3 protein-coding genes are annotated in these 12,344 nt (G+C 60.5%); 2 read left to right on the forward strand and 1 reads right to left on the reverse strand.

All coding sequences use genetic code 11. From position 1 onward, the window contains the following. The first annotated feature begins 175 nt into the window (after positions 1–175). Both ABIQ96_RS21280 and ABIQ96_RS21285 read left to right on the forward strand, forming a co-directional pair. Entirely contained in the window at positions 176–3,466 is a 3,291-nt protein-coding gene (locus ABIQ96_RS21280) for a family 78 glycoside hydrolase catalytic domain (protein ID WP_348216657.1), read from the forward strand. Further along, positions 3,466–6,024, forward strand: a complete 2,559-nt coding sequence (locus ABIQ96_RS21285) for a histidine kinase (protein WP_348216658.1) — start codon at positions 3,466–3,468, stop codon at positions 6,022–6,024. The genes ABIQ96_RS21280 and ABIQ96_RS21285 overlap by 1 nt, the downstream gene beginning before the upstream one ends. Positions 6,025–6,099: 75 nt before the next feature. Here the strand turns inward: ABIQ96_RS21285 and ABIQ96_RS21290 are convergent, their stop codons facing one another. Further along, a complete protein-coding gene (locus tag ABIQ96_RS21290) occupies positions 6,100–12,297 on the reverse strand; it encodes a choice-of-anchor D domain-containing protein (RefSeq protein ID WP_348216659.1) in 6,198 nt (2,065 codons plus the stop codon). Positions 12,298–12,344: the final 47 nt, after the last annotated feature.

Consider the following 12,344-nt stretch of genomic DNA (forward strand, 5'->3'; position numbering starts at 1 on the left):
CCAACTTTTTTTCAGCGAGCCGGATTGCCCCGTAACCGGCCCGCCGAATCGCCGCTTCCGGGAAATACAGAGAAAGCCGGATTCCAACCTCCACCAAAGCGAACCGGTCACCTGCCCCTGAAAATCGCCTCGCACTCCCCGGGGCATCGCCGGTAGTCTCACGCCGGACCCAACCATGAAATTGCAACGCCAAGGGCCAAACGCCTTTCTTTCCATCCTCGCTAACTTCCCCCGGATCGGAGCCCTGTTGCTTTTTGGTGGATTGTGTCACGCGGCGGTGACGCCGGATTACCTCCGCTGCGAGTATCTAACGGACCCGCGCGGCGTGGATACCGTGCTGCCGCGGCTGTCGTGGGTCATCGAGTCGTTGGAGCGTGGGGAGAAGCAGACGGCGTGGGAGGTTCTGGTGGCATCCTCGCCGACGCTGTTGGCTCAGGACAAGGGCGACCTGTGGGACAGCGGCCGGGTCCGGAACGACCAGACGAACCAAATCGTTTACAGTGGCTCCAAGCTTGCTTCGCGCTCGGAATGTTTTTGGAAAGTCCGGTCGTGGGACAAGTCCGGCGATCCGTCCCCATGGAGCAAGCCCGCCTCGTGGACCGTGGGCTTGCTGGACGAAGGGGACTGGTCCGCGAGATGGATCGATGCCAGTCCCGTTCAGAAGCTGAACGGCCGGTCGCTGCCCGTTGTCACCGCGGCCGCCTATGAAGCCATCGACGGAGCGGGCTCGCTGGATCTAACTGCCAAACTGAAACACATGGCGGCGGCTGCCACCCGATTTACGCTGGATGCGAAGAACGAGACTTTGGGCGATGACCCGGCTTATGGCCACGCCAAGCGGCTGCGCGTGGAATACGAAATTGGCGGGATCAAGACGGTGCGTTATTTCGCGGAAAGGACCACCTTGCACTTCCCGGAGGATTTGCCCGAACCACCCTCGATCGGCCGCGCCTATTATGAGGCGGAGAAAGGCGGGGGTTCCCTGGACGTCACCCAACTCCTCAGGAAAAACGCGGAGGGCGGCTATTTTGAGATGGTCGTGACTAACAAAATCTTGGGAGGCGACCCCGCGCCTCAAGTGACAAAAATCCTCCGCGTGGAATTCACCGCCAACGGTGAAAGCGGGACGAGAATCCTCCGCGAAGGCCAGATCTTCCATTTTCCCCCGGACCTGCTCCAGACCACCGCGGTTCCCCATCTGCGGCGTGCGTTCACTCTAACGAAGCCAGTTGCCAAGGCCACGATTTACGCCACCGCGCTGGGGATTTATGAACTGCGGATGAATGGCCGGCGCGTCGGCGATCATTTCCTCGCTCCCGAGTGGACGGACTATTCCAAGCGTCTCCGCTATCAGGAATACGATGTCACATCGCTGTTAGCGGTTGGCAGCAATGTCCTCGGCGCACAGGTGGCCAACGGCTGGTACTCCGGCCACATCGGCAACGGCGGCTATCAGTATTGGGGCCGGAGTCCCGCGCTGCTCGCGCAGTTGGAGGTCACCTGCAAGGACGGCACCAGCGAGCGGATCGTCACCGACGGCTCTTGGAAATCCTGTGAGGGACCGCTGCTCGCCACGGATTTCATGCTGGGGGAGGAGTATGACGCCCGCAAGGAAATCGATGGCTGGGACAAGCCGGTTTTCAATGACTCCGGCTGGCTGCCGGTGGTCGAGCGCGAGGAAGCACAGCGCTTGATGAACGGCCAGGTGATGGAGCCTGTCAGGAAACTGATGGAACTCCCGGCGAAGAACCTCACCGAACCGCTGCCCGGCAAGTGGACCTATGATCTCGGGCAGAACATGGTCGGTGTGGTCCGCCTTAAAATTTCCGCCGCGGCGGGAACCAAGCTCACTCTCCGTCACGCGGAAATGCTCAATCCGGATGGCACCGTTTACACCGCCAATCTCCGCGGAGCGCCCTCCGTGGACATCTACACCTGCAAGGGCGGCGGCGAGGAAATCTGGCAGCCCAAGTTCACCTTCCACGGCTTCCGTTACGTCGAGCTAACAGGAGTTTCATCCCAACCACCCAAGGACGCGGTCACCGGCATCGTCTATGGCTCGGATACTCCCAAGACGGGCGAGTTCACTTGCTCGGAGGGCCAGCTCAACCAACTTCAGTCTAACATTCAGTGGGGACAACGCGGAAATTACCTCAGCGTGCCGACCGACTGCCCGCAGCGCGACGAGCGCCTCGGCTGGATGGGCGACGCGCAGGTCTTCGTCAGGACCGCGACCTATAATTCGGATGTCGCCGCGTTCTTCAGCAAGTGGCTGGTGGACGTGAGGGATAGCCAGGATCTCGCGGGGCGCTTCGGCGATGTCGCACCCTTGGCCGCCACGGCGAGGGGCGCGCCCGGTTGGGGGGATGCGGGCGTCATTTGCCCGTGGACCATCTATCAGGCCTATGGCGACCTCCGGCTGTTGGAGCGCCAATACCCTTCGATGGTGGCGTGGGTGGGCTATTGCAAGAGCCAGAGCCCGTATGGAATCCGCAGTGGGGAGCGTGGCAATGACTACGGCGACTGGCTCTCGATCGGCGCGGACACCGACAAGGAATTGATCGGGACCGCCTATTCCGCGTATTCCACGAAGTTGTTAGCCCAAGCCGCCGCCGTCCTCGGCAAGACCGCCGACGCGCAATCTTACGAATCGCAGTTCCAAGCCATCCGTCGTGCCTTCATTGAAAAATTCGTGATGCCGGATGGCCACGTCACCGGCAACACCCAGTGCGGTTATGTGATGGCCCTCAAGTTTGATCTGCTGCCGGCCGCGCTGCGGGAAAATGCCGCCAACTATCTTGAACAGGACATCATCGCCAAGGGCAATCACCTTTCCACCGGCTTCGTCGGTGTTAGCTATCTGTTACCGGAACTCACCAAGGCTGGAAAGATCGACACCGCCTATCGGCTGCTCATGCAGGACACGTTTCCCTCGTGGTTGTTCTCCGTGAAACTGGGAGCCACCACCATCTGGGAGCGATGGGACGGCTGGACCCCGGATAAGGGTTTCCAGGATCCCGGCATGAATTCCTTCAATCATTACTCGCTCGGCTCCTGCGGCGAGTGGCTCTACAGCACCGTGGCGGGGATCCAACCGGACCCCGCGGTCCCCGGCTTCAAGCGGATCATCATCCGCCCCATCCCCGGCGGAAATCTCCGTGAGGCGAGCGGCCGGTTCCGCTCGATCCACGGCCTTATCACCAGTGCCTGGAGTTCCAGCGACGGCAATTTCACGCTGACGACCACCATTCCCGCCAACACCACCGCCGAGGTTCACGTGCGGGCCAAAGACGCCGAATTCATCACGGAATCCGGCAAGCCGGTGAAGGACGCGGAAGGCGTGAAATTCCAGCGTATGGAAAACGGAGCCGCTGTTTTCGCCGTCGAGTCCGGACGCTATCAGTTTTCCTCGAATGACAACGCAGTGTCGGGCACAGGGAACACGAATTCAACCAAGGTCCGGTGATGGAGATACGATCCACCTTGCGCGCGAGGATGATGGCGGCGCTGTGCCTCGCGGGACTACTGTTAGCCACGCGGGCCGCCGCGGCTCCGCACCCGTTCAGTCCCTATCAACCGGATGGGGCGACGCTGCATCTCTGGCATTTCGACGAGAAGGAAGTTCCCTTCATGGACTGGGGAAGCAACCGCAAGCCGTTGTGGGGCTTGCTGCTGGGCGCGTCCGCATCCAAGCCGTCGCTGGAAGGATTCGGCACGGCGGTGGGTTTCGCTTGGTCCAAGGACAACGAGCCCGGAACGACTCTTCCCTACGGGCCAATCCTGTTAGCCAAGCCCGAGTTGGACGCCGGACCAGGGGATAACGTAACTCCACCGTTTCAAGTGATGGGTGGGGACGGGGCGTTCACGATGGAAGCGATCGTGAAGCTGGATATGCTGCCATCCGCTTCACCGGGACTCGCGGCGGACATCATCACCCTGGATGACGATGCCCAGGAGAACCGGGTTTTCCTCTTCCGGATCGAGAAGCCGGGGTTCCTGTCGTTCGTCCCCATCTTCGGCGATGCCGTTAGAGGTGGAGGGTTGGCTTCGATTCCAAAGACCGGTCCCCATGCGATCAATACCACGGACTGGTTTCATGTGGCCGTCACCTATGATGGAAATGAGAACAGCGCGAACAACCTGAAGTTCTATTGGACCCGGCTCGGCGCGGCCGGTGAGGTGGCGAACCCCATTGGCACGGGCACTCTCTCGGCGGACCTGCGCCGTGAGATGGGAGATTTTGCGATCGGAAATTCCGGGAAGGTCAATCAGAAGGGGCCGTTCGAATTTTTCCCGGGCGACATCGACGAGGTGCGGATCAGCAGCGTGGCTCGACAGCCCTACGATTTTTTCTTCGTGGATCCGGAAGTGAAAAAGCGGGCGGAAGATTTGGCGTCCCGGCAACCGCCCGTAACCCCCGAGCCGAAACTAACCATTCAACAGGTGCTGGTGGATGGTGAGCGGGCACCTGCATTCCAAGGCTCTTCGCCGCTGACCCTCCCCCCGGGAAACCACTTGCTGGATTTCGATTTCGGATTTCCCGCTGGAGTCCTGACCGATCCGCTGGCGGTGAAGTGCCGGTTGGACGGACTGGACGAGGACTGGCACCCGACCGCCCGCGGGATGACTCTGACCTGGGAAATGTTGGATGAGTCCGGTGCGCTTCTCGCGCGCTCCGCGTTCTCCGCCACCCGCTCGAGCGCGGAATGGGGAAGCGATTTATTAGACTCTCCTTTGCTGGCCAGAAAGGAGCCGCTGTTTGTCCCGGAGAAGACGCGGAAAATCCGGGTGATCATGTCTTCGGGCACCCCGGACACGACCGGGGCCTGGGTCATCGACGATCTCACTCTAACCCGGCCGAACACGCCCGGAGCGAACCTATGGGCCAACGGCCACTTCGATGACGGAGAACGTCTCGATCAGATCGGCGGCGTTCCTTCGGGTTGGGCGCGGCACGGCACCGAGCCGGCGATCGCCCGCATCATCCTCCTTTCAAGTCCGGCGCTGGGCCTGCTGGATGCCGAACAAAGTAGTTCCGCCAACTGGACCTGCACCCAGGATCTGTCGGTCCGGCCCATCCGGGGAGGGGAGACATTTCTCTTGGGATGGTCGGAGGCATTCAACGTCATCGCGGGTTCCTCACTGCGCGCCACTTACACGAATGTTTCGTCAGGAACCTACACCTTCCGTGCGATCTCCGCGACGGGAGGCCCGCAACCGGGAGCCACCCAACTTGCGTTCCCCGTTGTCATTCGCGAGCCCTACTGGAAGCAGGCGTGGTTTGTCCCTTCCCTGGCAGTCGCTGGAGTGTTGCTGGTGGGATGGGGGCTTTCTCTCAACTATCGGCGGCGCGCCCGCAACCGCTTTGCGGCCATCCGCATGGCAAACGCGGTGGAACGCGACCGCGCGCGCATCGCCCGGGACATGCATGACGACCTGGGCACCCGCGTGTCGCTGCTCAAACACGCGGCTTCCGTGGTCCGCAGTGCCATCGACAAGGATCCCGGGGGGGCCAGTCACCAGGCCGCGCGCCTGGAGTCCGCCGCCTCCGATCTGGTGTGGGCCATGGACGGACTGGTCTGGGCCGTGAACCCGGCCAACGACACGCTCGACCACCTCGCCGGCCACCTATCAGGCATTGCCCAGGATATCCTCCGGGATGCCCCGGTCAGGCTGCGCATCTCCATTCCCACGGATTTTCCGCCGCTTCAGTTAGGTTCGGATTTCCGCCATCACTTCTCGCTGGTGGTGAAGGAAGCGCTTCACAACATCCTCAAGCACGCGGGACCGTGCGAAGTCTCCCTGAGCCTGAGCATGGAGGATCGGACGCTGGTCGCGGTGATCCATGACACCGGTGAGGGATTCGATCCTGCAAACCCGGACGCCGGGAATGGCTTGAGCAATCTCGCCGCGCGCGCCGCCGAAATGTCCGGCACCTGTGCCCTTGAGTCCGCGCCCGGCAAAGGAACCCGGATTGTGTTACGTTGCCCCTTGCCGAAAGGTCCCCTCCTCAAGTCCTCATGAAACAAGCTTTTTAAGGAGATCACGAACGATTTGAGCGTCCGTCCGTTCCAGCGGCAGAGTAGGCGACGGTCAATTTCAATTATCGTCTCTTTTCAATCGAATAAACCGTTTCCTCTCCGCGGTGAAAGGAGTGTTGTCGCGGACTTTCAGATAGCTGGCGTTGTCCGTCATCACTGTGGTGTGTTTCACCCCGCTATACCAGTCGATCAGGTTAGGGGACACCTCGATGTCCCGTTTCTGATAGATAACTCCAGGACTGCGGATGACGGTGAGCGCGAGGTATTTCCGGCCATCGGCAAGGGTGACGGTGGTGATGGTTTCCCGGCGGTTCCATGCCGAATCACCATCCGCAAGTTTGTTGAAATCGATTGGATAGACGAGCGGAAGCCGTGGAATGGTTGCCGCCAATCCGCTTGCTGCAGAGCTGGCGGCGACTCCCTTGCCAGTCAGGGTGATATCGAACGAACTTTCGTCCGCGTCGTTGCTGGCGATGTGAATGGCGGCCTTGCGATTGCCCGTGGCGGAGGGCTTGAAGGTGACCTTGAAGCTGGTGGTAGCTCCGTTGGCCAGCGAGGTTTTCAGAGGCTGGGTGACGATGAAGTCGGTGGAGTTGGCGCCGTTTTTGGTGATTTTCAATCCGGTTAGATCAGCATGACCGGAGTTCCGAATGGTGAAGGTTTTTGTGGGGGAGGATTTTTTGACGACGACGGATCCGAGCGAGCTGGTGGACGCTCCGTCGGCGAGCGGGGTATTGGCGGGTTGCTCAATGGAGATCTCGGGCGCTCCGACGTAGGTGTAGGTGACCTCCTGGATTTTCCCGCCCTTGAAGGCAAGCGGCTGGCCGACGGGGTCGGGCGGAACGAATCCCTCCAACGGAGCGACGTAGAGGGTGTAGGGAGCATCTGCGGCCGGGAGGGTGTCTTCGGTGTCGGACTGGTGGTACGCCCTTTTGTTGACCCGCCAGTAGGCACCGCTCCGCGCGGACGCAGGGAAGATGGTGACATGAACCGCACCGCTGGCGGAAGAGCCTCCGGCGATGTTGGAAAAGCTGAGCAGGGTGAAACCGCCGCCGGTCTGATTGTCGCCAGTGGCGCTGCTGGCCTCGGCACGCTCGATGAGGTCCACGACCTGGCCATCAATGGCGCGGACGATGGATTCACCAGATCCTCCCAGATAGATGGCGGCGGGGAGATAGACGCCCCCCTCGAACTGGACGCACAAGGGGCCTCCGGACATACCGCCCGCACCGGATAGACCGGTGGTACGGAAGGTCCGGAAGGTATCATCGTTGGGCGCGACTCTGGAAAATGACGCGGCGGTGGGCGGGCTGGCGTACATGCGGCCCTGGATGAACTCATCGCCTTCCACCGGATAGCCGACGAGCATCTTGAGAGTGGTGGCATTCGGCGGAGTGGTGAGCAGGAATTCGTTGTTAGGGTCGTTGCTGGCGAGGAGGCCGCCATAGCCGCCGCCTCCGGCATCCTTGCTGAAGAAGAGGGCGGCGGCATCGCGGTTCTGGCTGGTTTCATTTCCGATGCCGGGTGAGACTCCGACCCGCGCCGCGGCGTAGTCGTCCATGAGGTGGGCCCCCCTCGGGATGAGTGCCTCGGGCTCGTGGGCGTCGCGGTCGCGCTGGAGCAGCCATTGCAGACCTCCGACGAAGGACTTGGTGCTGTCATCGAATACGACGTGGCCCGCGGTGGCGACGACGCGGGAGACCGTTCCGCCAGACATCACGTTGTTTCGGGATTTCACGACGAAGCCCGAACTGAAGCCGAGATCGCTGCGGATCTGGCCGACGAAGGCGAAGGGCCTGTCCGTGCTGGAGGTGACGGTCTCGAAGGGTACTACCTTGGGTCCGATGTCGACGGGGGCATCCCTAACAGGGTAGGTAATGGGAAGGAACGAGGGCGGGCCATCGTCCACAATGACCGGCACGGGCGGCGGGGTGATGTGGCCGCTCACGGGCTTGCATTCGACATATGAGATGCCAACTGGCAGGCCGGTGAGGGTGAAGCCGGAGTTCCGCCAAGGGTCGTTGTTGGTTCCGGGCTTGAAAATGCGCCATTTTGCGGGCAGCCCTCCGGCATCGAGGACCACCTTGAGGCTGCCGATGCCGGCTGGGCCGGTGGCATAGGCGGCGGTGACGAGGGCGGCGCCGCCCTCGGTGATGGTTTTCGTCGCGGTGGCAAGCTGAAGATAGCCGCCGACCGGCATGAACTCGATGGTGCGGCCCCCCGCAGGCAGGCCACCCACGCTCCCCGCCGCGCGCCAGGCCTGCTCTCCGGCGAAACGCCAGCCGCCGACGCCCGAAGGCGTTAGATTTACAAACAGCGATCCTGTGGGTGGGGATGTCGGGAAGACGGGAGTGAATTGAGAGAAGGCGTTCACATTGAGGGTGGCAGCAGCGCTTGTCACGACACCACCGATGTTGGAAACCACGCAATCGTAGTTTCCCGAATCGGGCATCTGCGCGAAGGGAATTTCGTAGCTGGTGGCGGTAGCCCCTGCGATCTGAAAGCCATCCTTTCGCCATTGATACCGCAAAGGCCCCTGCCCCGTCGCGGAGATGCTGAATGAAACGGCAACCCCGTTTCTGATGGTTTTTGAAAGGGGCTGTTGGGCAATCTCCGGCAGTTCTCCAAATGAGAACGAGTAGATCGCCCCGACTCCTGCTCCCAGCACCTGTTCGTGAATGGCTGTCACCAGGGCCAGATTGCCGTCCAGGGCGACACTGCGGCCAAAATTATCTCCGACGGATGAATCCAGCCCGGTGGAGAGCCTGTTCTGTTCATTCCAAACACCGCCAACACGCTGATAGACGAAGGCGCTGCCGGAGGCCGCGCCCCCCCCGCCATTGTCAAGCGAGGCGCATACAACCGCGAGATTGCCGGAGAGCGCGAGCGCGCCCCCGAAGAATTCATCCACCGTATTGGCCGAAGAAGTGAGTTTCGCCTGTTGGGTCCAGAAACTCGCATTCCGCACATACGCATACACCGCACCGGTGCGTCCCAGTGAGACAAATTCCTCCATCGGAGCGCCAATCAAAAGCGTGTCTCCATCAAGAGCCACGGATTTCCCAAAATTGTCGTATGGTTGGCCATCGGGTGCGGCCACTTTCGTTTGCGGGCCCCAGGACAGACCGTTCCGAACAAATACGTAAGCCGCGCCCGGTCGCGAGGTGACAGCAGTATCGGCACGCGGGGAACCGGCAACCACCGTGTCTCCGGAGATTGCCACGGATTCGCCAAAATAGGCATATTCCACGCCATTAACATCCGTCAGGGCCGCCTGCTTGCTCCAGACCGTGCCTGTCCTGATGAATACGTAGGTCGCCCCCGAATCAGTTAGATCCGCTGAATCAGCGTGAGACGCCCCCACCACAATCGTGTTACCATCGATCGCCACGGCATCTCCAAAACCATCGTCACTGGAAGTTGCCGGGACGGTAAGTTTGGCCTGTTCCCGCCACTCGGTGCCGTTCCTCAGGAAAACGTAAGCGGCTCCGGCGTCGGAGGCATAGGGAGCTCCAATGACCGCCGTGTCATGGCTCAACGCGAGAGTCGCACCGAAGTAATCATAAGACTCACCGTCAGATGCGGTCACCTTGGATTGTTGTATCCATTTGACCCCCACGCGTTTGAAGACAAACGCGCTCCCCACATTTGCTCCCGCCGGAGTGGAATCGCGCGGCACTCCGAAGATGGCGGTATCTCCCTGAAGAGCGACCGACAGACCCGTATGTTCGTCCATCGGACCATCCGACGTGAACAGTTTTCCTAACAAATTCATGGAGGGGCCATTCCGCTCATAAACATAGACGCTTCCCGCCGAATCCCCCGTCCCCGTATTTGCTCCTGGATCACCGACGAGGGCGCAGTCACCTGAAAGAGCCACCGTGGTTCCGAACTGATCGAAACTATAAGGCGCGGCAGTAGCGGAGGAAAATTCTCCGACTTTTGCCCAGGCAGCTCCATCCCTATAGTAAGAAATTGCGCGGCCCTGCAATCCCCGGCAACCCACAAGAATCATGTCCGCGAAAGCGGCCACCGAGTACCCCAAGCCACGCCGGTATGATGGATCTGCCGCCCCCAAGACGGCCTGCTGACTCCAGACACCGCCGTTCCGCGAGAAGACGTAGGCGAAGCCGGTATCATCGCCAGTCTCCTGATCGATATATGGGTCCCACACACGATAAGTGTCTCCGCCCGGAGCACCGATCACTACAGAACTGCCACATAGAGCCACAGATAAGCCAAAGTAGTCGTTATCCCGCCCGCCAGTGGCCACGAACTTCTTTTTCTCGCTCCAGACAGCTCCGTCAGGAGCGAATAGATAGGCGGCACCCGCCGCCTCTCCCGCAGCGGTATCTTCATAGGGAGCGCCGACGAGCGCGCCTTCCGAGGAGAGAGCCACCGAACGACCGAAGGAAGCGTATTTGGAAGTCAACGGCCCCGCCAATATCGCTTTCTGGCTCCATACATCTCCGTTCCTGCCGAAGATATACGCCGAACGCACTGAAGGAGCTCCAACTAGCGCCAACCCGTCCGAAAGAGCGACGGCCTCACCAAACCGATCGACACCGCTTCCGTTAGATGGAGCAGGCCTCGCCTTTTCATTCCAAAATCCCTCTTCGCGTTCATAAATGAAGGCTTTGCCAGCGGTTCCTAAAAAACCGCCTGGAGCCCCCACCATTGCCGTGTCACATGAGAAATCCGCCACGACATGGGAACCAGATTCGTTCTTTACCACCAGAGTGTCCAGCGCCGAAATATCCACCACCCCTGCCCCTAACGCATGGCTATCTGCGATCGCTATGCCGTTAATGTATACGGTATAGGTTCTCGAATCACGGTGAAGATACACAATCACTTCGTAATGACGGCCCGCCACGTAGGGAACTTGATTATAGTACTGATAGGTTATGCCATTCCATGCGTCAAAATAGCCGCTCGTATTCATTCGTATCACACATGCGAGGCCCGCGTAGCTATTGGCCGCCCCCGCGGCCACCCCCACGATACCGTTCATATTGGACGCACCAGGGGTGATGCTGAAACGGATGCTTCTGTAATATGCAGGTCCCGTGGCAGTTACGGGTGCATTCTGCCAGGTGGTGTTCGACTTGAGGATTCTTCCCGACAATGCCACCGCCGCGCCGAATTGGGCTCCGCTGAAACCGCTGGAATCCGACAGCTTCGCCCGCTGCCACCAGCCGCCGGGAGAGCCCTCGAACACGTAGGCGCTGCCTGCATCCGCCGCCACCTGAGTGCCATCATGGGTGGCGCCCACCACTGCGGTATTTGCGTACAATGCCAGCGAATCTCCGAAACGATCACCGGCGTCAGCCGTGGCATCTTCCGCAAAGCGATCTTCCAAGCTTACAAACAGCGGATCGACAGTAACCGGATAGATCGCGCCCTCATCCTTGACGAACAATGCGAGAGAGCCATCGCCATTCTCTTCCATTCTCGCCGCCAGGTTTTTCCCGGACGCATCCCACGCCTTCAAGGCACTGTAACAGACGATGGCCGTCCCACCGTGATCCACAAGGCGGATCCCATCTTCTCCGGTCATTTTTTGGACCCGGAGAGTGCCGTCGACCACCAGTTGCAAACGGAATTCCCCGCCTTTGCCGGCGGGACTTCTGCCGAGAGTAAATCCGTGTTCCAATCCTTCCGTTCGATTTTCAAACCACTGGATGATCGACGAAGGTGCGTGATTGATTTCCACACGATTGTCCCTGCCTGATAACTGCCCTGGGGACACCGCCGTCACGGTTTTCCCGCGTCCGACGCCCGACAACCGCATCCCACAACTCCAAGGCTCCCGATCTGCCACCTGATGACTTCCGCTTGCGAGTTCGACCCGATCGCCCGAAAACCAGGCACGCAATTGCTGCCTGGGATTGACGGCAAAATAACCGGCACCGCGTGAATGAGGACCTGCGGGATCTATTTTCTCAATCGCATGGCGTGCGGCGGACAAGGCGACGCCGAGGGATTCGTATTGGCCGTTTTTCTGCAAGGCGGCGTTGGCGGCCTCTCCGGTTAGAGATATGGAGTCCGAATGAGCCGGTTCCACAACGCTCTTCAATGAGGGCGTTCCGCCGGAATCTGGCGCTGGCGGCGGGAGGGCATCCCTCCGGCCAATAGGATTCCGCCTGTCACCCGGGTGTCCGCGCGGTGCAGGACGGACCAGCAAAACACAAAGGACGATTCCGGCCACGAGGGCCATGAAAAGGAACCAGCGGGGACGAACTCGGGATTTCATGGTATGGGATGTTTGGGGGCAATGGGAGCAGTCATCATGACGATGCC

It is taken from the genome of Luteolibacter sp. (assembly GCF_039920825.1).
Lineage (GTDB): Bacteria > Verrucomicrobiota > Verrucomicrobiia > Verrucomicrobiales > Akkermansiaceae > Luteolibacter.